The sequence below is a fragment of the Pseudomonas sp. G11 genome, from assembly GCF_029457515.1.
GTDB classification, from domain to species: Bacteria; Pseudomonadota; Gammaproteobacteria; order Pseudomonadales; family Pseudomonadaceae; genus Aquipseudomonas; species Aquipseudomonas gorinensis.
In genome coordinates this window covers 447,724-471,981 of record NZ_CP120377.1, presented here as the reverse complement: position 1 = coordinate 471,981, position 24,258 = coordinate 447,724, and the positions used below count along the sequence as shown (strand labels likewise).

Below are 24,258 nucleotides of genomic sequence, written 5' to 3'. Positions count from 1 at the left end.
AACGGCTGCTTACTTCAGACCTTCCTTAGCATTTAACTCCACGACCGCGCCAGCCAGATTGAGCTTACTAGTTCTGTAAACTACGCCATAGTCATCAATCGCATTACCATCTTTTTTATATAGCGGTTTAACTGTAAAGTCCAGATACGTCGGGTCACGTAGTGCTGCAGCAATGATATGGCGTTCTAGGTCAACGCAATTCTCTTCGTTCACCTCGCAAAGGCATAACAAGTCAACTCCTGAATCGAGCATAGCCAAAATCACTGCTACAAACTCAATGGTTACCTTCCCGGGCTTTGCTTTCGTGGCAGGTGCTGAGAGATGACAGTTCCACCAGGCTATTTTTAGATCCATGACATCTTCAGGCTCCGAAATCAATCTCCTGAACCTTACCTGAGAATCGCGTGGGCTAGAAGTTGTTAAGTCATTCAGGGTGCTTTTTGTTTCCCGACTCACCTCTTTTCAAGAAATTCATACATCACCAGCTGTTAAACATTGAAACGGCCAATTGATTCGCAATTCCTTTTGGACCGAAGGTAGTCGTGGGACTGTTTGAAAGTAAGAGCCACGTGTACACCTAAGACCGCTCAGTGCCCCCCCTGAAAGGCGGCAGCTGTCAACGCGAAGTGAATGGTTGGTCAAGGGCGATGCGATCACGTGGCCTCCATCAGGAGTAATTATACAAATGGTCCCACTGATGAAGAATGTCAGCATTGATTGACTAGGTCGCGACTAGGCGCGCGCCGTTGTCCCCCCACCACACCTGCGGTCTAAATATATGGCTTTTTCCGCCCCCCCTACACCTATGCTACGTCAAGGCCGTACTGGCTCTTGAGCCGTTTTTTTGAGGATCTGCAGCCCCGCAAATCCCTGCCGTTCTCTACCTCAATACACCAAGCAAATCTAGTCAGTAATGGCGGCTACTCCGCTTTACTTCAGACTAATTATTGTCAGCGTTCTTGGCTAAGCTTGAGCGTTCTTATGACGTCTAGACGGCAAGGCGCTTTACGAGTAAAACATATCAAAAAGCCACCACAGGGAACGTGTATGAACTCGTATCAAGCGATTGTGGAATGGGCGGCAAAAGACCTGCCAGAATGGGAAGCAGACCTTGTTCGTCGCCTTTTACAAGACTCAGCGTTGAGTCCAGACCAGCTTAAGCAAATATCAAAAAACGCACTGTGCGCCTTCGGCCTTAATGATGAGAATGAAAATAAGGAATGCTCTCCGCCTGTGTATCAACTTGACGGGACCATTGCCGAAACCTCCGTAGAACCTATAAAGCTGTGTAGCATCGACATTGTAGAAAATATCAATGCCATTCATTCAGAAGCAAAGCTACCGTTTGGACACTCTGGAATCACACTAATATATGGAGAAAACGGCTCAGGAAAATCAGGATACAGCCGGATATTAAAAAGCGCGTGCTTTGCAAAACATGTAGAACCAACTCTTCTTAGCAACATTTATAAGCCAAAGACATCCAAGCAATCCGCCCGCATAAGTTTTTTGAAAAACGGCAGTCGAGAGGAATGGACCTGGACTCCAGGAAGAAACCATGCGGAATTAGCCTCCATTAATGTATTTGATACCGACTGCGGAAAAACCTTGCTTGATAGCACCAACCGTGTCACATACAAGCCCCGAGGCGCTGATATCTTCGACCATGTATCCCAAGCAATAGAAAGCGTCAAAAATACATTGCAGTTAAAGCTACGAGACGCGAAGAAACCAATTATAAACGGCTTGGAAGAAAACATAGAAGTTCAAGCCTGGTTAAATCGCATGTCGGAAAAAACCAACAGTGCCGACGTAAAACTCACTCTCACTTGGAGTGAGCAAGATTCAACAGACCTAACAAACTTAACAAGCACCGTTACCGACTACGAAAATGGCACCACAGTAAAAACTATTGCGAAATTAACAAAAATCTCAACGGAGCGGCTTCCCCGAGCAATTCAAAAACTAGCTGCTGCCGAAAAAATATTAAACGAAACAAAACCTGACGAAATTGACAACTTACAAGTTTCTGAAGTAACTGCCAAAAAAGCTTACGACTTTTCGCTCACAACTTTTGACAAAGCAGATCCATTAGAGGGAGTTCACTCCGACCCTTGGAAAATTCTTTTCACCGCAGCCAAAGAATTTTCTACCTCTCATGCCTACACCGAAAGCGAATTTCCGAACACTAGCGAAGACGCGTTGTGTGTCCTTTGTATGCAACCACTTGACGACCATGCAAAAGATCGTCTTGATCGCTTCTGGCAATTCATGCAAGACGAGAGCAAAGTAACTTACGACAAAGCTTGCACCAATTTAAAAAACAAAAAAAATGAAATCATCAATCTGGCTTTACCCGAGCCAGAAGCTTATGAACCTCTTTGTAATGATTTGGTGGAGGCAATAGGTTCAGACTTTGGGTTGGCTGAAGCGTTCCGAACACTTAAGACCAGACAGGATTTTTTCAAAGCGGATCAGCCTAAAGCACCATATAACAAAAATAACATTTCTGCTGACTCTATAAAAGACAGCGTCACTGAGAAACTCAGCAACAGACTTAAAGAACTTAAGGAAAATATATCTCCCGAAAAATACGAATTAGACAAAGAAAACTTAAAGAAGAAAAATACCAAGAAGTTACTATCAGACGCGTCCGAGAAAATCATTAACTACATCGACAATCTCAAACACAACAAAGATGTAGAAAATGGTATCAACTCACTAAAACAAACAAAAACACGATTTTCCAGCAAGGCAAAACTAATTATTTCTGAACTGGTAACGCCGGATTTTATTAACAACTTCAAAGCAGAGCTGGATGCATTTGGTATCGAACTAGAAGTTAATATAGCGCCAATCGTTAAGGACAGCGACACTTCCCACAGCTTTTCAATAGGTGCACAAAAACCAGGAAAAGTTCTCAGTGAGGGTGAGCAAAAAGTTGTTTCACTAGCAGCGTATCTCGCAGAAATTAAAACGTTTTCAAATTCATCACCCATTGTTTTTGATGACCCAGTTAGTTCTCTTGATCACGTGTACCGTGAAAAAATTGCGTCCCGCCTATGCTTGGAAGCTTTATCTAGACAAATAATAATTTTCACACACGACTTGGCACTTATTATGGAAATCGATGGCAAGTGCACGGAAATGGCTTTAAGTAAGAATATACGCCCTGCCGTTTCTTCATTTACAGTTAGAAGAAATGGTAAAGATTCTGGATTCTGTCATATAGAAGCACCTTGGCGTGGAATGAGTACGAGTAGCAGGGCGCACAACTTAGAGCAGGAGCTAAATTCCTTCAAAGATCTTTATGATTCGGACATTTCAAATTACAACAAAAAATCCGCAATGCTTTACTGCCTACTAAGGGAGGCTTGGGAGTCGTCGATTGAACAGGACCTTTTCTTCGACATAGTTAGCCGCGGAAGAAATAGCGTACAAACTACCAGATTAGGCCAAATAACAATTGAACCTTCAGATGCTAACCGAGTAACTACTAACATGTCTCTTGCGAGTAGTTGGATGTATGGTCACGATAAGTCGAGATCTCTATCAGAAAATAGGCCAACGCCAGCGGAGATAAAAATTCATATTAACGAGTTGAGAACATTTGCTAGCGACATTGCTACCCGTAGAAAGGCTGCCGAAAAAGCATTCAAGGCCCAGACCCAGCCTCCCGTTAGCACCTTCGGATAAGGTTCAGCAGGTTGCCAAGGCAGGGTCGGCCCCTGCCTCGGTGTATCCCTTACCTAAAAACACAAAGAAAAACTTTTTATTTTCAAATGGATAGTGATCCGGTAAGAAGCCCGCCGGGCACCATATAGAAATGAAAAAGCCCCAGTTCGAAAGATCTGGGGCTTTTTCGTGGACGATTGGTTGATGCGTTTTTCGATGGAGGAAATCACATCAAAGCAGTGAAACTAACGGCGTGGACAGCTCGTCATGAGCATTCAATTTGAACTCCCCGAAGCTTCCAAATAGCAGCCCCGACCTAAGCCAACCTCACAGATACTTCGAAGTTGCCCACATCTACCTGCCATCAGCTTCAGGTTGAGCCTAACCACCTTCTCGTACCTCAGGCATGGGCACGAAAAAGAACGGATGGCGCCCACCCTCGGCGTGGACCTGGCGATTCAAGCCAAAGCCCAGCACAACGTTAATGACCCCCCCGATCCCCGAACACTGGGCTTACCGTATCTGGTACAGCACAGCAGCCCCTGGTTTGGGTTCGAAAGCCGGTACAGTGCGCTGCTGCAGTGGCATGCCCTTGGCATCCCAAACCAAGGTGTCCGATGGATACTCGTCCTTGCGGGTCATGGCGTCGATCTGCTTGGCGATCACCTCTGAGCTTGCAGGCACTTCCGGGTTCCATTCGAATACGCCAACTCTGCCGTAGAACACAGCCGGCGCGTCGTTATCGAGGCGCCGGTCGGGGCACATGACCAAACCGCGGTCAAGCATAACCCGCAACGCGCCAACAGGTACCGCCTTCACCGTGGGCGCGGTGCGTTCGGTGCTGTGGCCTGGGCAGACATTGGCCGAGCGAGTAACCATCGCCTCGACCACTTCAAGATCGGATTGGGCCTGCGCCGAAACGGCAACGGCAGATAGGGCGAGCACTACCAGATTTGACTTCCAGGGCACGCGAAACCTCCTATGGAAAAAATACCCCAACGTTGCGGACTGCCCCCCACGTAAGAACAGTTCGTTGCCAGGAGGCACACTTGAGACCAACACGACATTTAGTTTGTTCCAGTTGCTGATCACCAGTGCTGGGCTGACCCAGGTTTGAAAGAAGCGCTCGGGACGGCATGGGCTAAGGGCCGGAGATGCCTAGTGGTCGATTATCTCCTCGCTGCCCATGACAACTTACCGCTACCGCCGCCGCCCCATCTTCTCTCCACGAATCCCCTGCCCCCGCCCTATAAAACGCAATCCCGGTAGTGCTGCTGGAACTCCCCCCTTGACCCAAGATGATCCGTCCACTGCCGGACAGGTTCGGCCTCTTGCTCGGTGAGTTTCATCTGCTGCAATTCATCATGAAGAAGGAACACAAAATCCTCTTCGTCCTGTATTCGCCGCACGTCCTGTAGGGTCCAGTGATGCTCGCTGATCAAATGGAGCCGAAGGTCGTCCATGGCTTCCAGTCTGGTCCAGATTGCCGTGCTGTCCTTGCGCATGCGCTCGGCGAAACACTTGAGTTTGTATAGCCCGAGTGCCATGCGGGTGTGTTGATCGCGCGGCTGCCCTTCCCAGCGGAGGTCGGGGTTTTCAATCAGGCGTTTCTCGTACTTATCAAGCGCCGCTACCCATTCACGATGGTGATTGAATTCTTGAACCATAGGCCGGGTCTCCACGACAGTCCTTTCGAGTGAAATCAAAACGATGTTACGGCTTGGCCCGACGGCTATTGGCGGCCAGGGTCAATTCCAGGCAGCAAAAAGGCCCGCATTCCAGGCTGTGTGGAACGCGCTCGGGCGCAGCTCAAAGTAAGTGCCCGACTCGTCGGGGCATTCGCTTTTCGGGGTGGCCGAGGGGCCTCCCCGAACAGCGGGCATCCGTCCTGTTTTCAGGTGGGAAGACAGCCGCTTGGGCTGTTGGGGAGCTTGACGGTGCAAGCTTCAGAATCGCCCACTGATGCCCAGCAAAGGCCCCTTCTGGACGATGTCGTAGACGAAGCCATCATGGCGATAATTCACCCCCATCGCCCGGTAACCGGCCACTGCTGAAAACCCGGGCCAAAACTCCCAGCCGGCCAGCGCTGCCAGGTCCCAATCTTCCCGAGACTGCCCGGCACCCGCCATCCCCCAGGATGACAGCCAGAATCGATCGTTCACGGCATAGTGCCCACGCAGGCCTGCCATGGCGTCTGCCCATGTGGCGTTGTCAGAGCCGGATAAGCCACCGAGTGGTCCGCCGTGGAAGGTGAGGGTGGTGCCGCTGTACCAGACACGTACGCCGCCGGCGACATCCAGTCGACGGTTTTCATCGCCCAGCACTGTGTAGCCGCCCCCCAGGAACCCGGAGGCTGTCTTGCTTTCGACCTCAAGCTTGGCGCCCCCCGGCAGGCGGTTGCGGGTGTCGGTGTCGATGTACATCAGGTCGGCGAGCACGCTGTAGGGGCCCCGACGCGCCTCCCCCATCAGCATCACCGACATATCGACCGTCTTGGCGATGTCGGAGAAGTCGGACTTTATGAACTGGGTGCCCGTGCTGCTATGACCCACGTGCCCACGAATGCCGGCGCCCCATACGTAAGGGCCGCCGTTGAATGTCCAGTCATCGTTGTCTGCCGCCCTGGCGGGCCCGGCGGCGACAAAGGCGCCAGCCAGCAGCGCCAGATGGGCGTGCTTGCGCCACAAAGCCGAGCGGGGGTTGTCACTGTGCATGATGGTGTGTCCCCGATCAGTGCTGAGTCAGCGAGAGCGCCACGCCCTCGGCCGCACAGTCCTGTGTGGGCTTCAAGCCAGCTTTTTGTGCGGCCTTGACCTCTTCCTTCGCCGCCGCCAGATCCGCCAGGAACGCCGGATTGCTATGCAAGCTCGCAACCGTCGCAGCGCCCATGATGCGGCCCGCATCGACGTCGCTCTGCCAGTGGGCGTCGCAGATGACGCGGCTCTGGCCGAATGACAACCCGCGGGTCATCAACTCGGTTGCACGGGCAGGCTGAATCTCGGCCAGCAACAGCCCCCAGGCCCAACCGGCGGCGGAGTGGCCGGAAGGCCAGGAACCATCCGTGCGCAGCAGCGGTTCCATGTCTTTGCGACAGGTCCCTTCGTTATGTGCCACGAAGGGTCGGGTGCGGTTGTAGGCATTCTTCCCGGCATAGGTGGAACCGCCCGCATCCGACAGGGTGCGCTGCATCAAGGTATAAAGATGCGGTGTATTTTTCTCGGTGATCGGCGTGCCCATCGCACAGGCGAATGCGTTGGCCGGGCCTGGGAATGCCAGCTCCGCATCCGCCGCGGCGAGTTTCTCCCGAGCTGTACCGCGTAGCGACAGCGCTGCTCGCCGTGCCTCCTCATCCCGTGCCAACGCCGCAGAGTCCGGCTTTGGTGGGGCGCCCAGCAACGCCAGGCGCAATGGCAGGTCTGCCGAGTTCAGATAGCCGGGGGCCAGCTTGAAGTGAGGGTCCGTGACCTTGGGCGCAGCATCGTCGGCAAGCACCAGCCCCGACCAGAGCAGGCCCGCCAGCCCCAACTGCTTATGTACTGTTTTCATCGGGTGTTCCCTTATCAAAACCGGTAAAGGGCATTCAGATAGGCGCCTGCGCCCACGTTCTCACCCGTCAGCGGGCTGTTGCGGGCGTCGGAGACCAGGGCGTAGGTCTTGATGCCGCCTTCCAACGCCAGCTGTGGCTGCCATTGCCAGGTGAGGCCCAGCTTCAGGGTCACGTCGCGCATCCCGCCACCGGGGTGATATTCCTCGAAGCCGGTACGCGCGGCTTGTTGGGCGGTGACGCCGAAGCGCGCCATCATGTCTTTCTCATTGCTCCAGGTGCCGTACAGGGTCGAGTCCAGGGTCAAGGTGGAAGACAGCGCGTAGGCTGTGGCGAAACCGGCTTCCAGGAACGCGGTACGCCCCAGGCTCTCGCCACCGTAATCGCGGCTCTGGCTGGCTTGCAGCCCACGTACAAACAGGCGGCCGGCCGGCAGCACCCAGTACGCTTCCGCCCCGACCAGGGCAGTGCTGTCCAGGTTACCCATGCCTTTGAGGTAGTCATCACGACCGCCCAGGGTGTGGATTCTTTCCTTGCGGCCCTGGTCGTAGCCAATCAGCAGGGCCACTCCAAAAGGTGACAACCCCGGCAAGTCCCAACGCAGACCATCGGGGAACGCGGCAGTAAACTTGCCCCAGTTTTCGGTAGGCAAAACCGCTTTGAGTTTCAGTGACGGGAACGCGGCGTAGTGTGAAGAACCTTCATACAAGGGGCCGACGGCGAGTCCGCCACCGACGGTCACCGAGGGCTCACTTGAGTCGTCTGCGTGTGCAGGCAACGCCATCGCAAAGGCGAGGGTCGCACTGGTCATGAGCGCCGCTTTATATTTGAAAAAGTTTGAACCACCGATGGTTGTCATTGCTTCTTTCCTTGGGTGTAAAACCAAACTTATTGGCGTGAGTGCCCAGTTATAAAAGTCAAAAATTATTAATTAGAGCTCGACGGCCTGCGGCTTCGGGAAACTCCACTTTCCATTCAGAATTTGTTCTTTCGGCTGATAAAGCCTGACCGTGTAGTTCCAGCCAGGTGTGGTAGGCAGGCAATTAGCAATCTTCCCGTCGCAACCGCCGAACTGGATGACAATCGAGCCATCCTCACTTTTCCTGGCGGTGAGGTTGTTCAACGAATAGGCGTCATAGGGGTTCTTCTGGAAGTAACCGTCGGCGTTATAAACACTGACAGACCAGAAACTATTGACCGGGACCTCTCCGACTTTGAGCCGATAAATGGTTTTCCCATCGTTCTCAGGCATCACGCCGCCGAGGTAGATAGCGTCCTTGGCGGGGTTCCCACCCCAGCCCGTCGCGGTACCGATCAAGTGATGGATGGGATTGACCGCGCCCTTGGGGCCAAAGGACTGGTTGTAGTCAGGAATCGTCGAACCCAGGACCTCCAGCGCCTCACGCACCTTGGCCTGGCTCGCCGGGTCCCACTTAGGTACTACAAACTCGCCAACCTTGGCCTGGCTGACCGCGATGGAGTCCTGCAGTGCATGGACCTTTTCAAGGTCTTTGCGATCCGAGGGATCGAAGAACGTGCGCACAGCGACAAACACATAGCGTGTGCCGATGGCCTCTTTCGTCAGTGTCTGGCGGCCGGCGCCATAAGTGACGAGGGGCACGTAGTGATCTTCATTGATCACCGCCATGGACATGAACCGCCCACCGGCCTCAGGCAAGGTGATCGTGACGGGGCCTGAATCGAGATCGAACACGGCTGACGAATAGAGCGTGTCGCGATTCATCCGGACCACATTCTGGGCGTCAATGGCCACCGCTTCGCGGCTATGAACAAAGCGGCCCAAACTGCCACTTGCGACCATTTTTCCCAAGTAGAGGTCGGACTCGGCACGGACAAAGTTATCTACACCTACCGGTATCGCCGCCTCCGGGGATGACTGAGCATTCGCACTTCCAAAAACCACCAGCGCCATCGCAAGGGCACAGGCCGTGGATGAATGGGACATTTAAACCTCTTGGTTTTATTAGTTGGCGTTAATTTTTTGACTGTATAAGAACGCCTTGGCGCAAACTTGCCATTTGGCGCCAAAAAACAAAGCGAGCACGTAGCCGAAGGCCGTCCCTGAAAAGGGCCAAATGTTTGGGGGATGGATGTTAGAAGAGGGTGTTAACGATCCTGTTTCAAGAGCGCGCGATAGTGCGACGGCGGGCTCCCGGTCCAACGCTTGAAGGCGCGGGTAAAGTGCGCGGGGTCGCTGTAGCCGACCATATAGGCAATTTCGGTCGCGCTGTATCTGCCGCTGGCAATCAACTGAAGGGCTTCACTGCGTCGTGTCTCGTCACGTAAAGCGTCGAAGTCTATGCCGCAATGTTCGAGACGCCGCTGTAGCGTTCGAGCAGACAGCCCAATTTTTCTTGAAATAGAGGCAAGTTTGGAAAGCTCCTGATCGGCTATCTGCTGGGCGAGCACGTCAGCTGCGTCAGCGGTCGACTTCAAGGCTTGGGTGGTTTTCCAGGCCACATCTCGGAAAGGCTGCAGGGGGATCTCGAGCAACTCACGATCAAATTCGATCATGTTGTGCGCAGCGTTCATTACGAGGTTCGGCCCCAGGTGCTCTTCAAGCGCCTCGTCGCCTCGTTCTCGCGGATTTTTTAAATGTACCCGTATAGCGCCTGGCACGCCGGACATGAGCGGCACTTTTCTAAGCACCGCAAGGGTGCCGAAAATGACCTGCTTCGGGTCAGCCCCGTGGTGCCCGGTAAAGTGTTGGATCAGTTTCGTCGTGCGCCCTTCGGTGACGATCTTTACTTCGCTTCCCTGATGCAGCAAATCCGTATGCACCGCCGCCGCCGCACACGCCTGAGCGAGGTTGGTCGAGCCCAATATCAATTCGCCCCACATGCCGGTTGAGCGCATATCGGTGAGGTGCCCAATCATCGCCCCGCCGAAGGGGTCCTGTGCGATAGCGGCCATTTCATTGGCGATATGAAAGCAGGCCGCTCGCGGTACCCAAGCTTCTGGGTTTTGAAAAACATGCGGAGAAATACCGAACCGTCGAAAGAACTCCAGTGGCGACACCCCTCGCATACTCAGATAGGGGGCGACTTGCCTGAGTGTGCTGAGTCTGATGGCGGGCGCAGCATTCGTCATGGGTGTCCGTTCCTGGTTCTAAAGGCAATGCATTTGAAAACCGTCTTGGCGTGCTGGCATAGCATAGGCAAATTGTTTGCCAAAATCGCGCGATCGACAGCACTGTCACCCTGAGCATCGATTCAGCGGCAAGCTCATCACTTACACACGAAAAAGCCCCAGGTCAAAGAACCTGGGGCTTTTGTAGAGGCGGGGCAAAGACCGCAACGCTCATCCTTCGCTTCAGACCCGAGCGGGTGACACGATGATTTTCACGTTGTGTTCCTTGTTTTTGACCAGTTCCTCGAAGCCCTGGCCCACGATCTGCTCCAACTGAATGCGCCCCGTCACCAGTGGCGTGATGTCCAGCCGGCCATCGGCGATAAAAGCGATCACGTCAGCGAATTCACCGTTATAGGCCAACGCGCCGAGTACCTGTTTTTCCGTCGCCACCAACTCGAAAAAGTTGAACTCACTGGGCTCCTCGAAGATGCCCACCAGTACGCACTTGCCGGCCTTGCGGATCAGGTCGATCGCGAGCTTGGCCGTGTGTTTGTTGCCGATGCATTCGAAACTGACATCCGCGCCGAGCCCGCCCGTCAGGCGTCGTACCTCGGCCAGGGCATCGCATTGATTGGGATCGAGCACATGGGTCGCCCCCACTTCCCGGGCCTTGGCCTTGCGCGCTCCGGACATCTCCAGGGCGATCACCTGAGCCGCACCCGCCGCCTTGGCACACATGATGGTGCACAGGCCAATGGTGCCCGCGCCGACCACCACCACGTTTTGCCCCAACAGGCTTCCGGCCTTTTTCACCGCATGCATGCCCACCGCCAGAGGCTCGATCAGTGCGCCGGCTTCAGCCGGAAAGTTCGCCGGCAACTTGTACAGCAGGTTGGCTGGTACGTTGACCAGTTCGGCGAAGGCGCCGTTGTTCATCAGGCCGGTGAAGGCCAGGTTCTCGCAAATGTTGTATAGCCCGTGGGTGCAGTAGTAGCAGGTGCCGCAATGTTGGCATGCATCGGCCGCCACCGGCTCGCCGACGCTGAAGCCCTGCACGCCGGCACCGAGTTCGACGATCTCGCCACAAAACTCGTGACCGAGAATGCACTGGCCTTTTATCCCGGTCAGCGGGTGCGGGGCGTCAACCGGTATGAACACCGGGCCGGCCACGTACTCATGCAAATCCGAGCCGCAAATGCCGCACCATTGCACTCGGATCTGCACCCAACCGGCAGGCGGCGAAACGGGCAGTGGAACGTCTTCGACGCGGATATCGTTACGACCGTGCCAGACAGCGGCACGCATGCTGCGTTGCGAGTTGAGCGAAAGGGTCATAGCGAAGGCTCCTTGATACGGTTGGCACTGACGCGCCGGACGGTTTGCCAGAGCCAGAGCAAGGCCGGTGCCAGCTCCGCAAGAACGCCCGCACAGCCCTTTTTTAGAGCGGCCCAATGGAAACCACGGAGGGCCGCCATCGCGTTCAAATGAGACGCGCCATGCCAGACAGCACGCGATAGCGACGAGACCGTGAGACGTTGCGTCTCATCGCCAGCCCCGGCGTCCACGAGCGGCGCTCGATCGGGCCAAGCCGACGGTATGACGTTTCGGTCCAAGGCGCGCCCTGCCCCCGCCCGATCATCAGGCGCAGCCAACCAGCGCAACGACGCGTTCACTCGGTTGGCGTGTCCTGCAATGTCGCGCGCAGCACCTGTTCAAGCTGGGTAAAGAATGCGTGGATATGCGCCTGTTTCAACGCCTGGGGCCGGGTGACCAGGTAGACCTCCATCGGCGGCAGTTCAATCTCCTGGAACACTTCGCTCAGGCCCTCGGCCAGGATACGCGGCAGCACCGCCACGCCCATGCCGCGCCTCACCGATTCCAGCTGCACGGCAAATGAGTTCACGCGGATCGGCGCATGGTCCAGGCCGGCGGCCTTTGCCGCGCGCATTTGCGGCAGCAGGTCCAGCGGCGGGAGCAAGGCGATACAGGCCGCGGTGGCCGGCGTCATCGCCGGAAAACGTTGCAGGTAACCGGCATCGGCGAAGACGCCATAGGCCAGCGTGCCCAGCGCTCGATAAATCAGCGAGGGCTCCCCCAGGTGCGCTGTGCGCACGGCGATGTCGGCCACGCCACGTACGATCTTGTGAAAGTCGGTGGTGATCTGCAGTTCCACCGAGCAGCCAGGGTGCAACGCGGTAAAACGATTCGCGGCCTCCAGTATGCAGGTCGCAAACCCTTCTCCCGCACTGATCAGCACCGTGCCGCTTAGCGCTGCCTGCGCCCCGCCCCCTGCCACCGTCGTCTGGCGGCGCAGGCCGGCTTCGGCCGCCAATGCCACGTCCACCAGGGATTGCCCCCGCGAGGTCAGCCAGCAGCCCTCGACCCCGCGCTCGACCAATGGCTCACCCAAGGCCGCTTCCAGTTGGCTCAGGCGTCGGGAAACGGTCGACGCAGCGACACCGAGCAACTGGCCTGCCTGCAGAAAGCTGCCCCGCCGCGAGACCGCCAACAGCAGGCGCAGATCATCCCAATTTGCTTGCAGCGCCATATCCGTGTTCTTCCCTGGTCTGCAAATGTGCAAAGCCATTATGCAGCAGTCGCCGTTTTCCGAGCGCGGTCTCAGCGGTATATCTAGCGGCCTTTCAAACCATGGATATGGCCTGTATGAACACGAACCCCAACCGCTTGCGCAGCACCTTTGTGACAGGTGCCACCGGCTTGCTGGGCAACAACCTGGTCAGGGAGCTGGTCGCACGCGGCTATGCGGTCAAGGCGCTGGTGCGCTCGCAGGCCAAGGGCGAACAGCAGTTCAACGACCTGCCGAGCGTGGAACGGGTGGTGGGTGACATGGCTGACGTCGATACGTTTGCGGCGGCCCTGCAAGGCTGCGACACGGTGTTCCATTGCGCGGCGTTCTTTCGCGATAACTACAAGGGCGGCAGCCATTGGCAAGCCCTCGAAAGGATCAACGTAGTCGGCACCCGAGCGCTGCTCCAGCACGCCTATGACGCGGGTGTCAGAAGGTTTGTGCATACCTCTTCGATTGCCGTGCTCGACGGTGCGCCGGATACGCCTATCGATGAGACGTGCCTGCGGGCCGAAGCCAATGCGGACGACTACTACCGCAGCAAGATCCTCGCTGACCGTGAGGTGCTGGCGTTTCTTCAAACCCATCCGCAGATGCACGCGTGCATGGTGCTGCCCGGCTGGATGTGGGGGCCTGGCGACCGCGGGCCGACGTCCTCGGGACAATTGGTCAAGGACGTCATCAACGGCAAGCTTCCGGGGCTGATCCCCGGCACTTTTTCGCTGGTCGACGCCCGCGATGTGGCCTGGGCACTCATTGCCGCCGCCCAGAACGGGCGACGAGGCGAACGTTATCTCGCGGCCGGCCGCAACTTGACCATGCGCCAATTAATCCCGCTGCTGGGGCGTATCGCGGGCGTCAAGACACCCTCCCGGCAACTGCCACTGCCGGCGCTTTACCTGTTGGCCGCCGTGCAAGAGACCTATGCCTACCTGACCGGCAGGCCCATTTTGCTGAGCATGGCGACCTTGCGACTATTGATACGAGAAGAGCACCGCACCTGCTTTAACCACCGCAAGAGTGAAGATGAGCTCGGCCTGAGTTTCCGTACCTTGGAACAAACCCTCACCGACACGGTGGCTTGGTACCAGCAACACGGCAGGGGGTAAAAACCAGGCCAAAAAGCCCAACGCCAGTCAGTTAAAGCTTTTCTGTAGGAGCGAGCTTGCTCGCGAAAAACGTCAACGATAACGCGTGCTTCCTGAATCAACGCGGCGCTTGTGAGTTTTTCGCGAGCAAGCTCGCTCCTACAGAAGACGATGTACGCTTAACTGGCTGGCATTATTTGTGGATCAACGCTTGCGCAACGCCTCCAACCGCGCCGGCAGGTCTTCCTCGGGGAATCGCTCATGCAAGGCCAGCAGCTTCTCATCCGCCGCCTTGGTTTCCCCTGCCAGACGCAGGTTCACAATCTCCTGCAACCCTTCCTCCAACGAAGGCACTGCCACCGGCGCGCGCTTGCTCAGCTTCACCGCCGACTGATCCGCCAGCGCTCCGGCAATCTCAGCCTGAACCGGCGCACGCTCAGCCTGGGGCGCGGCGGCGATTCGAGCCATCGGCGCAGGTGCAGGCAACGCTTGCGGCGCAGGACGGGCAGCTTCTTCGTGCAAGGCGGAAAAGGTCGCCGTGGAGATTTCGGGTTGCGGCACTGGCGAGCGCATCACCACACCGATCATCAGCGCCAGGCCGGCCACGGTGGCGAATGCCATCTGCCAGCGCGGGCGTTGGCAGGCTTGCAACCAACGTTGCCACAAGCTCGGTTGCGGCGCTGGGGCCTCGCGGCGCGCGGCGTTGAGGATGAAGGCGTCGATGGACGCTGGCGGTTCGCCGCCGCTGTGCTGACGAAAATGCTGGAGCAGCAAGTCGTCGGGATCCGGGGTGTGTCGGGAGTCGGTCATGCGGGTATCTCCTCGGCCAGCAGGCGCCGGAGTTTCTGCTGGGCGTAACGCAGGCGGCTTTTTACGGTTTCCAGCGGGGCTTTGGTGAGGGCAGCGATTTGCGGCACTTCGAGGTCGCCATGCAAGCGCAGCAGGAAGACTTCGCGCTGGTCTTCGGGCAGGTCTTGCAGCGCGGCTTCGAGGCGCGCCTGGTCGCGGCTCAGGCTCAGTTGCTGCTCGGGGCCGGCCGTGTCGTCGGGCTGAGCGTGCAACTGCTCATCGTAGCTGTCGTGCAACGGGTTGTGGATGCCGTGCTTGCGCCAATGGTCAATGAGGCGGTTGCGGGCGATCTGAAACAGCCATGTACGAAAACTCGCCCGGCCTTGTGGCTGGGTGGTGCTGCGGATCAGGCTGAGCCAGGTGTCCTGATAGATTTCCTCGGCCAGCTCGGCCTTGTTGCTCAGGGACACGAGGAAGCGATAGAGACCTTGGCGGTGCCGCGCGTACAAGGCTTCGAATGCGGCGGCGTCACCGGTTCGGTAGCGGGCCAGCAGCGATTCGTCGCTGGGTGAATCATCTGGAACAGCCATGTAGGGGGCGAACTCCTTTTTAAAGTTGAACCCGATCTAAATGTGGAAGGATCAAAACTTTTCCTCAAACAACCGCATTTTTGTGGCGAGCGGGCTTGCCCCGCGTTGGGCTGCGTAGCAGCCCCAATAAAAGCGCTGCAGTGTGTCAGGCAGCTCCGGGGCTGTGTTTTGGGGCTGCTGCGCAGCCCAACGCGGGGCAAGCCCGCTCGCCACAACAGCCCGCTCGCCACAGGCGATTCCAGTTTGCTGCGCCACAGCGCCAAGCCGGAGATTTATCGGGACCTGCCACATTTGATCAGTGTCATGTTCGAGATCAGGGTTTGAGACCTTGGGCCAGTTCCACCAGTTGCACGAACTCGTTGCGCAGCCCGAACGGGTCATCGCCACGGGCCGAGCGCGCCAGTGCGGCAGTGTCCTGCAAACTCATGCTGCCAGTGTAGCGGCCATCGCCCTTGAGCTGTTGGGCGAAGGCCGCCACGGCCGCGGAGAAGCGCAGGTCGTCACTGGCCTTGGTGGTTACGTTGCTGACGGGCCGTTCGATCAGTTGGCTGTCACCTCCCGCAGCAGGCTTGTAGCGCACACGCACCATGGCCAGTTCGCCCGTGTTGTGTTCAGCCTTCGGCTCGCGGGTGTAACGCAAAGGCTCCAACCAACCTTTCTCGCCCTTCGGCACAATTTCGTACAGCGCGGTAACCGTGTGCCCTGCGCCGATTTCGCCGGCGTCGACTTTGTCGTTGTTGAAATCCTCACGCTTCAGCGCACGGTTTTCATAGCCCAGCAGGCGATATTCACTGACACGCGCCGGGTTGAATTCCACCTGCAACTTCACATCCCGCGCCACCACCGACAGGGTCGAACTGAGTTGATCCACCAGCACTTTGCGGGCTTCACGCAGGTTGTCGATGTAGGCGTAGTTACCATCGCCCGCATCGGCCAGTTGTTCCATCAAGTGTTCGTTGTAGTTATCCACACCGAAGCCCAGGGTGGTCAGCGAAACGCCGCTTTTACGCTGGTCGACGGCCATTTGCTTGAGGCTGTCGAAGTCGCTGACGCCCACGTTGAAGTCACCGTCGGTGGCCAGCAGGATGCGGTTGATGCCCTTGTCGATAAACCCCTTGCGGGCCATCTGGTAGGCCAGTTCGATGCCGGATGCGCCGGCGGTGGCACCACCGGCAGTGAGCTGGTCGATGGCACTGCGGATCTTGGCCTTGTCGCGACCGGAAGTCGGTTCGAGCACCACGCGGGACTCGCCGGCGTAGACCACCAACGACACACGGTCCTGGTCGCGCAGTTGATCTACCAACACTTTCAGGGTGCTTTTCACCAGAGGCAAACCTTCGCGGCGGTCCATGGAGCCGGACACATCCACCAGAAACACCAGATTGGCCGGCGCCAGGTCGGCCACAGCGCGGTCAGAGGCCTTGATGCCAATGCGCAGCAGTTGAGTGCGGGGGTTCCATGGGGTGGCGGCGACTTCGGTGGTCACGCCAAAGGGTGAGCCGTCGGTGGGCAACGCGTAGCTGTAGGGGAAATAGTTGACCATTTCCTCCAATCGCACAGCGCCTTCGGGCGGCAGGCTGCCTTGATTGAGGAAACGTCGTACGTTGGCGTAGCTGCCGGTGTCGACATCGACGCTGAACGTCGAGACGGGCGTTTCCGCCACACGGTGCACGGGGTTGTCCGGCAGGTTTTCGTATTGCTCACGGGGCTCGCTGCGATAGTCCAGCACGGCGGATTCCTGCACGAGCATCGGCGCAGGCATCGCCACGCGCTTGACCAAAGCGCCCTGCACCTGCGCGCTGTGCAGCTCGGCGATGGGCGCAGGCTCAATCGGCTGGGCGACCTCAGGGGCTGACGACAGCCCGCACCCGGCCAGTGTAACCAGCAAGGTAACGGCAAAGCCCTGGGCCGCAGGACGCAACAACAGCAGAGTGTGGGACATGAGCTGAACCTCGTGAATGAATAATCCGTTCACAAGGTCAGACGCAAGCTTAGGGCGGTTCGGGTTAATGCACGTTTACGAGATTGACCCGCCTCTCAAGGACAAGGACGATCCGCCGCCGGTGTCGACTGCATCGCCTGGGGAATGGCTTGGTTCGGCGCCTGCAACTCGTAGACAAAGAACGGGCAACGCACGCCCATCTTGCCCTCGACATCACCGCCATAGACCATGCCGACATAGGCCTCGTACTGCCTGCCCTTTTCAAAGGTGTACACCCGCGACAGCGCCGGGCATTTGCTGTAGGTGCTGCCGTAACTGCCCACCCCCAATTCTTCGCGTACCAACAGGAACGGCTTGCCCGCCGGCACCCGGTACTCGGCCACGATCTCGGCATACACCCCTTCGGCCATGCGGGTCATCCCCAGGTACTCGGCCATCTTCGGCAGCACGCGCGGCGCCATGCCTAACCGAGGAGGTATCAGGGGTGACTGTGGGTAGTTGATGCTCGGCTTGTCACCGTCATAAAAACGCCCGGCCTTGGCCAAGCCTTGCTCATTGCCCACACACCCCACATAGCTGCCGCCACGCACTTCGCCGTTGGTGATCACGCGTAACCGGGCGGTGTCAGTACCGCTGGCAGGCTCGACATAGGCCACCCAGGGTTGACGATTACAAGCGCCCAACAGCAAAAGTGAACTGATCAAGGCGAGGGACTTCAGCGTCATAGACAGGTTTCCATACAGTCAACGGGATGCAGTAGACGGTAGATCTCAGAGATTGATCACGATCGTCTTGGCCAACATATCGCCCAAGCGACGGCGCAGGCCGAACAGTACAATAAGACCGTCCAGCACTATGAACAGCATCTTCGGAAAATTGCGCAGGAACGACTGGAACAGCGTGCAGTTCGTGGGGTACGGGTAACCCACAACGGCCGTGCGGCACACCCGCTTGCCCAGGCTCTGGCCATTGGGCAAGGCATCGCAAAACAAGTAGTACCCGAAGGCTGAAAACAGCAGCACATAGTGGAGGCCATCAAACAATGCCGGGCCTCCTGCAGAACCCAGATAGAAATAGGCATAGTCGAGGTTTCTGTTCAAAAACAGCAGGAAAAGCACCACCGCTATATCGATGAAATAGCCGAGCAGGCGCTTGCCTGGGCTGGCGAGGTTCCAGGTGCCTGCGGTCGATACTGATTCGCTCATACAGTCATTTATCCAAAAGTCGAAGAGATGTCATTGAGGCCGGCACATGTTGTACGTGCCCGTTCGCGTCCATACGCTGTGGCTTTAACGTCATGGTGTTTGTGGCTGTTCTGTGGAAAAAGGGGACGGATTTATTTAGGTTTGGCGCTGGTTGGTACTAAATAAATCCCTTTTCTCCGGGTTTCATTGATTGTCCTTGAACAGGTAAAGGTACCCGGCAGTGCACCTGTCGGGGTTTATCGCAGGGGGTCACTACATTCCCCCATTACCGGATATGTAAGACTTCACATACGTCCATCGAGTGAGGATCCAATACGCCGAGAATACAAACGTAAGAGGAAAGCCGATCCAGTTGTATACCCAAGGCGAGTCAGTGTGCAGGGCAAGTGAAATCACCGCAGCGATGATCATCGCGAGTAGCAGGCTAGCCGCCAGAATCATGGAAAACAGTGAGATCGATAAGAAAAACCCACCGATCCATTTATTTCTTCTCACCCGAAGCCTCCTCGTAAAACGTATACCCTTGATCAACAACAGACTTCAGGCAGCGCTCCCAGCGCTGCCCCGTAAGGAAATGCGGTATTAAATAAATCTGTCCCCTTTTCTCCGTCTCCTTTTCTCCGCTTTTCTCCCTAGTTACTTCCGTTCATTACGCAGACTGCTGATAATCCGATTCCAGTAGCGTACAGCCTCAAAGTGCCGCTGTCTCGTCAACCAAGTTTTGTTCTCAGGACTGGTTGGATCACCACCAGCGATAGCGGGTTTAATCTCGAATAGCTCCATGCCTTTAGGGCGTGAGTGCTTATTAAGCTCACTCATTTTGGTCTGCCAATCGAGCAAATAGATCGGGAAGGTCGCTCGCTACCGATATAGCATACTGACGATTCATACCTATAAACGGAATTCGAACTACCGACATTGCTGCATCCAATGTGTCAAACCCATACCCCTCCCCTCCGCCGTTAGAAGCGAACAAAAATATACCTGGCGCATATGTCTCGACCTCATATTCACGATTGAATGCGACTAGCTCTTCTACCTTCCAAAAAATAATGTAGCTGTCGCCAATGAGTCCTTCGCCACCGTCGTGCGTCTTAAGGAATTCAATATAACTCTGAGGAAGTTCGACTCCCAAGTGTGTTGACAGACCATCAACAGCCGAAATTTCAGCCGGGCCATTGAGCTGCCCCTCTGTTAGATGATATTCCATAGCTATTTTCCTAAGTCTTTCTGCAATTGGTTCCACCAAGGAGTTACCTGCTACCGATGAACATCGCGAGGCAGCGATAACTTTATTGGCGGAATCGGTTGGACTTCAGTAAAAAAGGAGTAAAAAAGGGGACAGATTTATTTAAATAACACATCAACTTCAGAACTAATTCCGACGACCTGCCAGTTATTATAGGCATCGAAAGCATATAGCACGTCGCTGGAATTCCCACTGCAAGAAAGTAATCTGAGCTCTTCCCCCTAGTAAAATTCCTCATTTACCAGCTCAAGCCATATCGAGGAAGCATGCTCTTTGATTCCCAGCGATGCTAAACATAAAGCAAACACCTGAACACACTTTATCTCTGAGATTAGAATTGCAAAAAAATGGGACGGATTTATTTAGGTTTGGCGTTGGTCGGTATTAAATAAATCTGTCCACTTTTCTCCGCTGAATGTGAACGGGCGCAGATTTGCTCCCAGCCTTTCCCTTTCTCAATCGTGGCGCCGGTCGGTGGGGACTCCTCAGGGTCTGCCCCCTATTTTCTGTTTTTTCTTTTTTCCAGTCACACTAGCTAGTTAGCTGCTAAGTAAGTGCCATTCAAATCTGTCCCTTTTATCATCATCAAGGAAAATTGGTATCCACAAAGTCTCTAGCAAAATCTTCTGCGTTTATTTTTACACCAGCTCGCGCAAATTTTTCCGAATTCACGCGCCACACTTCTTTTATTTTCTCCACCAGGGATTCCGGAAAATCCATCTGAGACGCGACGACATCACTCCAACTGCCTTGCACCCCGTACAGCTCGTGCAACTTGGGCTCCAGCGCACTTAACGCCGCACACTGCTCGTCTGTCAGCTCATCAATAGCCGAAAGCACGTAGCATTCCAGTAGCCGGAGAAAAGGCTTCCCCTCATATCGATTGGCGGCCGCGAAAACTGAGTGCAACACCTGACCTTTCCGGTACGGTGCTGCCCCTATGTCCTATTCCGAACTCAGCGTCGAAGAGCGCGCCATCATTCAACTCAGTCAAGCTCAAGGCTTCAGCCTGCGCGGCATTGCTCGCCTGATTGACAGGTCGCCCTCGACCATCAGCCGAGAGCTGAAGCGCAATCGAGGCAGTAGTGGTGCTTACTCGGCCCGCTGCGCCCAGCAACAGATGAACATTCGGCGCCAGGTTTGTCGCCCCAAGCGCAAGCTTGTGCCGGGCAGCGAGCGCTTCGAACTGGTGGCCCACATGCTGCGTAAGCGTTTGTCTCCCGAGCAGATTGCCGGCAAGCTGCGCAGCATGACCATACCCAACCTCAGAGATGCCTACGTCTGTCGTGAGACGATCTATAACGCGATCTATGCCTTGCCGGTCGGCGAGTTGCGCAAGGAGCTGATCGTCTGCCTGCGCCAAGGCAAGACGACGCGCCGGCCGCGCTCTGGTGGCGTGGATCGGCGCGGCCAGATCCCTGAGATGGTCAGCATTCATGTTCGCCCGCCAGAGATCGAAGACCGGCTGATGCCGGGGCATTGGGAGGGCGACCTGATCAAGGGTAAGGCCAACGCCTCGTCGGTAGGCACGTTGGTGGAGCGCACCAGTGGCTACCTGATGCTGATGAAGATGAACGACGCAACGGCGACCTCGGCGATGGAGGGCTTCAGTGCAGCGCTCAACAGCATGCCGCTGGCGATGCGCAAGAGCATGACCTACGACCAGGGCCGGGAGATGGCGCGGCATGCTGAAATCACCCAGCAGACAGGGGTCGCTATTTACTTCTGCGACCCGCACAGCCCCTGGCAGCGCGGTAGCAACGAAAACATCAACGGCCTGATCCGCCAGTACCTGCCCAAGGGGACTGACTTGTCGGTACACAGTCAAGAGCAATTGAATGCCATCGCCTTGGAGCTGAATATGCGCCCCCGTAAACGCTTCGATTTCAAGTGCCCGATCGAAGTCATGGGCGAGGTGATGCAGGAAGCCATGGCTATGCGGCATCATGCTCCAGCTTCAAATCAATAACCGTGTTGCACTCAGCTTCTGCAACCGCCATTCATAACGGCTCTCAAATAAAATCCAGGTGAACTTGCAACTGCTGCAAAAACTCATCGAAGCTTTCGGCAAGTTGGGTGCGTTCTGAGCCTTCATGTGAGTAATACCAAACAGAACCGGATGGCGAATCCAGCGAAATATAAAACTGGCTGCCACCTCCGTCGCGCCCAATGGGCAACATGAATGGCCCCAACACTTGAGCCCAGTCATCAAGAGCCTTATCCAGGCTGTCGATACCTGCGTCTCCTAGTGAATAAAACCAATCAACGCTGACGCTAGCATCTGGTGATGCGTTCAAAAAGAAACTTCCGGCTTCAGGATGCCCACCGTTGGCACTTCGGATGAATTGAAGGTAGGTTTCTGGAAGCCTACGGCCCAGCCGAGCCTCAAGGGCGCGCACGCTTGAGTCATCACCACTGAAACCCACGCTGGGGCGTCCCCCGACATTGATGTTCAACTCAGCAATATTCATTCTTCCACCTAATTTTTTGGGGCGCCTCTTGGAATTGCCCATTCAGAATATCCACCCGCAGCCCCCGCATCGGGATGCAGTACGCGCCACCAAGGAGAACCAGGTGTGTGTTGGGCGGTCGGTACTAATCGCATGATTCCTTCCTGATTGAAAGCAGTCGACGACGACGCATGCTCCCATGTCCAGCCAGCAAAAAAGGGGACGGATTTATTTAGGTTTGGCGCTGGTCGGTATTAAATAAATCTGTCCACTTTTCTCCATCACTAGGCCAACAAAATCGAATAATTACAAAAAATAAATAATATTTTAAAAGAGCAATTCTGCTGAACTCTAAAAAGCGCAAAACCGTGGTCTGACCCCTATTTTTCCGATTCCCCGTTCCATTTAGTCCAGAACTGTTTCGATCTCTTGTCTTAAAAAGCGCGGAGCCGACGTAGTTGCATAGCGTTGTGCTATTTCGAATGGGTCGACGATTTTAGTTTTAACACCTGGTTTTGAAAAGTCGCCGACCACGTATCTGGCAAAAGAGGGGGACGACTGGTCCTCATCAAGTAGCCAATAGCCACCAAACAGGGAGATCAGGTATTCGCCGATGTAGTAGCCAATACGGGTAACAAACCAAACCCGATCTTCCTCATTGATGTCAGCGCGTTGAAAACCACTGTCCAGCTGGAATAAAAACCTTTTTGGCTCAATCAATACTTCATGTGGCTGATCAAATCCGAGACTTTCACAAAACTTATGCAGTACCGGCAGACGCTCAGATCTGAATGCCGGGAATTCAGCAGCGCGTCGGGCCAGCAGCATATCGGGCGTTTCGCCAGTATTCGCCATTGTCTACCTCAAAAACTAATTATGAATAATTACATCAATCTTGTTCAGCTCCAGCAATCTCGAAAGATTTTCTGCCGGGGGCGCTTCTAAAAATATCCACCTGGGTTGATAACCCTTCACTGTATCTCGAAGATAAAGATCTTTCTCAATCTGCTCATAAATTGGTCGGGAGCAGAAATAGGGGTCAGACCACCAATATCCATTGGTGCACTAATCGTGGTCTGTCCCCAATTCTTGGCGGATCAACGAACATTAAAAAACCAAAGAACGAGACCTAGAATAAAGCCAGCCCCAGCTATTTCCAGATAGAGCGTCATATACTCTTTTAGAAGCCCGACAACGTCTTCACCACCACTCAACCAATACCCGGAAACCTGAAAGAACACACACATAAACAACAGGCCGAACGCACAGGCACAAGGAAGATAAATGGCGATCCACCAAGACTCATTTCTTTTCATTGCCAACCGAAACCATTACGTGCGCCACGCAACCAAGAGAAATTCGCCCCGCTTATTTGGGGGCTTTATAAAAATGTGGTCTGACCCCGATTACCGCTTGATCAAGTTTGGTATATGAAAATTACATCTATCGAGTATCAGATAAAAAATCATAAAATTCTTTTTCTGTCACCTCAAACTCTGGCCCTTCGACCATTGCCATTAGTGACAACAACGCAATGTCTAAAGCTTTTGTGAGAGAAAGTTTTGGATCTTGGTAAATATCAAGTGCCTCTTTTGATATTTTAAAAATATCAAATCCATCAGCAACTACTCTTCCAAGTCTGTCAGCCACTATGTCTTCCATGCTCATTGCTGCCCCCGAGAAATAGGGGTCAGACCACCAATATACATTGGTGCACTAATCGTGGTCTGCCCCCTATTTCCCTCTGGTGATCGACACACAAGCGCCCCTTGATGTTCTCTTTGACGCCGCCGCGTATCGCATTCGTGCGGTGACTCAGTTTTTGGAGAACCTCGCATTTCGGGAGGATATCAGCAGTGATGCGATAGTGCTTCACGACTTTGCGCTGTTGCTGGCCATTCCGCTGAGAGATGGTTGTGATTTGCTCGATGTGATTGGGCGGAAGTTGAATTCACAAATTTCATAAGTAAAAATGGGCGGTTATTTTCATAACCGCCTTATTTAAAAATTTCAAATAGATAAAAATAAAAACTAATTTTTAAAGAT

At 55.1% G+C, this 24,258-nt stretch carries 25 protein-coding genes; 4 read left to right on the top strand and 21 right to left on the bottom strand.

The window, feature by feature from the left end; all coding sequences use genetic code 11:
• Positions 1 to 9 precede the first annotated feature (9 nt).
• A complete protein-coding gene (locus tag P2T68_RS02050; protein ID WP_277378957.1) occupies positions 10 to 354 on the bottom strand; it encodes a hypothetical protein in 345 nt (114 codons plus the stop codon).
• Positions 355 to 1,047: 693 nt separating this feature from the next.
• Here P2T68_RS02050 and P2T68_RS02045 point away from each other — a divergent pair.
• A complete protein-coding gene (locus P2T68_RS02045) occupies positions 1,048 to 3,696 on the top strand; it encodes an AAA family ATPase (RefSeq protein ID WP_172831334.1) in 2,649 nt (882 codons plus the stop codon).
• A 492-nt stretch (positions 3,697 to 4,188) separates the two neighbouring features.
• Here the strand turns inward: P2T68_RS02045 and P2T68_RS02040 are convergent, their stop codons facing one another.
• The 9 genes from P2T68_RS02040 to P2T68_RS02000 all read right to left on the bottom strand — a co-directional run bounded on the left by P2T68_RS02040 (position 4,189) and on the right by P2T68_RS02000 (position 12,860).
• Entirely contained in the window at positions 4,189 to 4,644 is a 456-nt protein-coding gene (locus tag P2T68_RS02040) for a hypothetical protein (protein ID WP_277378956.1), read from the bottom strand.
• Between the two features lie 278 nt (positions 4,645 to 4,922).
• Positions 4,923 to 5,342 carry a hypothetical protein gene (locus tag P2T68_RS02035; protein WP_102625230.1) on the bottom strand — a complete coding sequence of 140 codons (420 nt, stop codon included), beginning with the start codon at positions 5,340 to 5,342 and terminating at the stop codon, positions 4,923 to 4,925.
• A 279-nt stretch (positions 5,343 to 5,621) separates the two neighbouring features.
• A complete protein-coding gene (locus tag P2T68_RS02030; protein WP_277379727.1) occupies positions 5,622 to 6,392 on the bottom strand; it encodes a hypothetical protein in 771 nt (256 codons plus the stop codon).
• 13 nt (positions 6,393 to 6,405) lie between these two features.
• Positions 6,406 to 7,221: a phosphatase PAP2 family protein gene (locus P2T68_RS02025; RefSeq protein WP_277378955.1), complete on the bottom strand. Its 816-nt coding sequence runs from the start codon at positions 7,219 to 7,221 to the stop codon at positions 6,406 to 6,408.
• Positions 7,222 to 7,235: 14 nt separating this feature from the next.
• On the bottom strand, positions 7,236 to 8,078 hold the full coding sequence (locus P2T68_RS02020) for a MipA/OmpV family protein (RefSeq protein ID WP_277378954.1): 843 nt from the start codon (positions 8,076 to 8,078) through the stop codon (positions 7,236 to 7,238).
• A 72-nt stretch (positions 8,079 to 8,150) separates the two neighbouring features.
• On the bottom strand, positions 8,151 to 9,185 hold the full coding sequence (locus P2T68_RS02015; protein WP_277378953.1) for a DUF1254 domain-containing protein: 1,035 nt from the start codon (positions 9,183 to 9,185) through the stop codon (positions 8,151 to 8,153).
• 161 nt (positions 9,186 to 9,346) lie between these two features.
• Entirely contained in the window at positions 9,347 to 10,330 is a 984-nt protein-coding gene (locus P2T68_RS02010; RefSeq protein ID WP_277378952.1) for an AraC family transcriptional regulator, read from the bottom strand.
• Between the two features lie 222 nt (positions 10,331 to 10,552).
• The gene (locus tag P2T68_RS02005) at positions 10,553 to 11,617 is read right to left on the bottom strand and encodes a 2,3-butanediol dehydrogenase (RefSeq protein WP_223817903.1); all 1,065 of its coding nucleotides are present in this window, start codon (positions 11,615 to 11,617) and stop codon (positions 10,553 to 10,555) included.
• A gap of 364 nt (positions 11,618 to 11,981) precedes the next feature.
• Positions 11,982 to 12,860 (bottom strand): LysR family transcriptional regulator, encoded by an 879-nt coding sequence (locus P2T68_RS02000; RefSeq protein WP_277378951.1) that lies wholly within the window; start codon positions 12,858 to 12,860, stop codon positions 11,982 to 11,984.
• Positions 12,861 to 12,976: 116 nt separating this feature from the next.
• Here P2T68_RS02000 and P2T68_RS01995 point away from each other — a divergent pair, with 116 nt between their 5' ends.
• Positions 12,977 to 14,008 carry an SDR family oxidoreductase gene (locus P2T68_RS01995; RefSeq protein ID WP_277378950.1) on the top strand — a complete coding sequence of 344 codons (1,032 nt, stop codon included), beginning with the start codon at positions 12,977 to 12,979 and terminating at the stop codon, positions 14,006 to 14,008.
• 183 nt (positions 14,009 to 14,191) lie between these two features.
• Here P2T68_RS01995 and P2T68_RS01990 read toward each other — a convergent pair whose 3' ends face one another.
• The 7 genes from P2T68_RS01990 to P2T68_RS01960 form a co-directional block, all read right to left on the bottom strand.
• Positions 14,192 to 14,797, bottom strand: coding sequence for a hypothetical protein (locus tag P2T68_RS01990; RefSeq protein WP_069074988.1), 606 nt, complete (start codon positions 14,795 to 14,797; stop codon positions 14,192 to 14,194).
• Positions 14,794 to 15,366, bottom strand: a complete 573-nt coding sequence (locus P2T68_RS01985; RefSeq protein WP_024072715.1) for an RNA polymerase sigma factor — start codon at positions 15,364 to 15,366, stop codon at positions 14,794 to 14,796. Before P2T68_RS01985 ends, P2T68_RS01990 begins: the two co-directional genes overlap by 4 nt.
• 313 nt (positions 15,367 to 15,679) lie before the next feature.
• A complete protein-coding gene (locus P2T68_RS01980) occupies positions 15,680 to 17,308 on the bottom strand; it encodes a VWA domain-containing protein (protein ID WP_069074986.1) in 1,629 nt (542 codons plus the stop codon).
• A gap of 95 nt (positions 17,309 to 17,403) precedes the next feature.
• Entirely contained in the window at positions 17,404 to 18,033 is a 630-nt protein-coding gene (locus P2T68_RS01975) for an amidase (protein ID WP_277378949.1), read from the bottom strand.
• A 45-nt stretch (positions 18,034 to 18,078) separates the two neighbouring features.
• Positions 18,079 to 18,513 (bottom strand): RDD family protein, encoded by a 435-nt coding sequence (locus tag P2T68_RS01970; protein WP_277378948.1) that lies wholly within the window; start codon positions 18,511 to 18,513, stop codon positions 18,079 to 18,081.
• Positions 18,514 to 19,324: 811 nt separating this feature from the next.
• Complete coding sequence (locus P2T68_RS01965; protein WP_024072706.1) at positions 19,325 to 19,723, bottom strand: SMI1/KNR4 family protein; 399 nt, start codon at positions 19,721 to 19,723, stop codon at positions 19,325 to 19,327.
• Between the two features lie 624 nt (positions 19,724 to 20,347).
• On the bottom strand, positions 20,348 to 20,602 hold the full coding sequence (locus P2T68_RS01960; protein WP_231808977.1) for a hypothetical protein: 255 nt from the start codon (positions 20,600 to 20,602) through the stop codon (positions 20,348 to 20,350).
• A 100-nt stretch (positions 20,603 to 20,702) separates the two neighbouring features.
• On the opposite strand from P2T68_RS01960, the gene P2T68_RS01955 reads away from it, so the two are divergent.
• Complete coding sequence (locus tag P2T68_RS01955; protein ID WP_019818564.1) at positions 20,703 to 21,731, top strand: IS30 family transposase; 1,029 nt, start codon at positions 20,703 to 20,705, stop codon at positions 21,729 to 21,731.
• A 43-nt stretch (positions 21,732 to 21,774) separates the two neighbouring features.
• On the opposite strand, the gene P2T68_RS01950 is transcribed toward P2T68_RS01955, so the two are convergent.
• The 4 genes from P2T68_RS01950 to P2T68_RS01935 all read right to left on the bottom strand — a co-directional run bounded on the left by P2T68_RS01950 (position 21,775) and on the right by P2T68_RS01935 (position 23,880).
• Positions 21,775 to 22,275 carry an SMI1/KNR4 family protein gene (locus P2T68_RS01950; protein WP_081329136.1) on the bottom strand — a complete coding sequence of 167 codons (501 nt, stop codon included), beginning with the start codon at positions 22,273 to 22,275 and terminating at the stop codon, positions 21,775 to 21,777.
• Positions 22,276 to 22,617: 342 nt separating this feature from the next.
• A complete protein-coding gene (locus tag P2T68_RS01945) occupies positions 22,618 to 23,067 on the bottom strand; it encodes a hypothetical protein (protein WP_102625237.1) in 450 nt (149 codons plus the stop codon).
• A 242-nt stretch (positions 23,068 to 23,309) separates the two neighbouring features.
• Positions 23,310 to 23,528: a hypothetical protein gene (locus P2T68_RS01940; RefSeq protein WP_143036975.1), complete on the bottom strand. Its 219-nt coding sequence runs from the start codon at positions 23,526 to 23,528 to the stop codon at positions 23,310 to 23,312.
• A gap of 127 nt (positions 23,529 to 23,655) precedes the next feature.
• Positions 23,656 to 23,880 carry a hypothetical protein gene (locus P2T68_RS01935; RefSeq protein ID WP_024072701.1) on the bottom strand — a complete coding sequence of 75 codons (225 nt, stop codon included), beginning with the start codon at positions 23,878 to 23,880 and terminating at the stop codon, positions 23,656 to 23,658.
• Positions 23,881 to 23,956: 76 nt separating this feature from the next.
• Between P2T68_RS01935 and P2T68_RS01930 the strand changes: the two genes are divergently transcribed.
• On the top strand, positions 23,957 to 24,178 hold the full coding sequence (locus tag P2T68_RS01930; RefSeq protein ID WP_102625238.1) for a hypothetical protein: 222 nt from the start codon (positions 23,957 to 23,959) through the stop codon (positions 24,176 to 24,178).
• Positions 24,179 to 24,258 lie beyond the last annotated feature (80 nt).

Bases quoted from the DNA above. Each gene is read 5' to 3' on its own strand.
- P2T68_RS02050 (WP_277378957.1), bottom strand. From the start codon at position 354: ATGGATCTAAAAATAGCCTGGTGGAACTGTCATCTCTCAGCACCTGCC.
- P2T68_RS02045 (WP_172831334.1), top strand. From the start codon at position 1,048: ATGAACTCGTATCAAGCGATTGTGGAATGGGCGGCAAAAGACCTGCCA.
- P2T68_RS02035 (WP_102625230.1), bottom strand. From the start codon at position 5,342: ATGGTTCAAGAATTCAATCACCATCGTGAATGGGTAGCGGCGCTTGAT.
- P2T68_RS02025 (WP_277378955.1), bottom strand. From the start codon at position 7,221: ATGAAAACAGTACATAAGCAGTTGGGGCTGGCGGGCCTGCTCTGGTCG.
- P2T68_RS02020 (WP_277378954.1), bottom strand. From the start codon at position 8,078: ATGACAACCATCGGTGGTTCAAACTTTTTCAAATATAAAGCGGCGCTC.
- P2T68_RS02015 (WP_277378953.1), bottom strand. From the start codon at position 9,185: ATGTCCCATTCATCCACGGCCTGTGCCCTTGCGATGGCGCTGGTGGTT.
- P2T68_RS02010 (WP_277378952.1), bottom strand. From the start codon at position 10,330: ATGACGAATGCTGCGCCCGCCATCAGACTCAGCACACTCAGGCAAGTC.
- P2T68_RS02005 (WP_223817903.1), bottom strand. From the start codon at position 11,617: ATGCGTGCCGCTGTCTGGCACGGTCGTAACGATATCCGCGTCGAAGAC.
- P2T68_RS02000 (WP_277378951.1), bottom strand. From the start codon at position 12,860: ATGGCGCTGCAAGCAAATTGGGATGATCTGCGCCTGCTGTTGGCGGTC.
- P2T68_RS01995 (WP_277378950.1), top strand. From the start codon at position 12,977: ATGAACACGAACCCCAACCGCTTGCGCAGCACCTTTGTGACAGGTGCC.
- P2T68_RS01990 (WP_069074988.1), bottom strand. From the start codon at position 14,797: ATGACCGACTCCCGACACACCCCGGATCCCGACGACTTGCTGCTCCAG.
- P2T68_RS01985 (WP_024072715.1), bottom strand. From the start codon at position 15,366: ATGGCTGTTCCAGATGATTCACCCAGCGACGAATCGCTGCTGGCCCGC.
- P2T68_RS01980 (WP_069074986.1), bottom strand. From the start codon at position 17,308: ATGTCCCACACTCTGCTGTTGTTGCGTCCTGCGGCCCAGGGCTTTGCC.
- P2T68_RS01975 (WP_277378949.1), bottom strand. From the start codon at position 18,033: ATGACGCTGAAGTCCCTCGCCTTGATCAGTTCACTTTTGCTGTTGGGC.
- P2T68_RS01970 (WP_277378948.1), bottom strand. From the start codon at position 18,513: ATGAGCGAATCAGTATCGACCGCAGGCACCTGGAACCTCGCCAGCCCA.
- P2T68_RS01965 (WP_024072706.1), bottom strand. From the start codon at position 19,723: ATGGAATATCATCTAACAGAGGGGCAGCTCAATGGCCCGGCTGAAATT.
- P2T68_RS01955 (WP_019818564.1), top strand. From the start codon at position 20,703: ATGTCCTATTCCGAACTCAGCGTCGAAGAGCGCGCCATCATTCAACTC.
- P2T68_RS01950 (WP_081329136.1), bottom strand. From the start codon at position 22,275: ATGGGCAATTCCAAGAGGCGCCCCAAAAAATTAGGTGGAAGAATGAAT.
- P2T68_RS01945 (WP_102625237.1), bottom strand. From the start codon at position 23,067: ATGGCGAATACTGGCGAAACGCCCGATATGCTGCTGGCCCGACGCGCT.
- P2T68_RS01940 (WP_143036975.1), bottom strand. From the start codon at position 23,528: ATGAAAAGAAATGAGTCTTGGTGGATCGCCATTTATCTTCCTTGTGCC.
- P2T68_RS01935 (WP_024072701.1), bottom strand. From the start codon at position 23,880: ATGAGCATGGAAGACATAGTGGCTGACAGACTTGGAAGAGTAGTTGCT.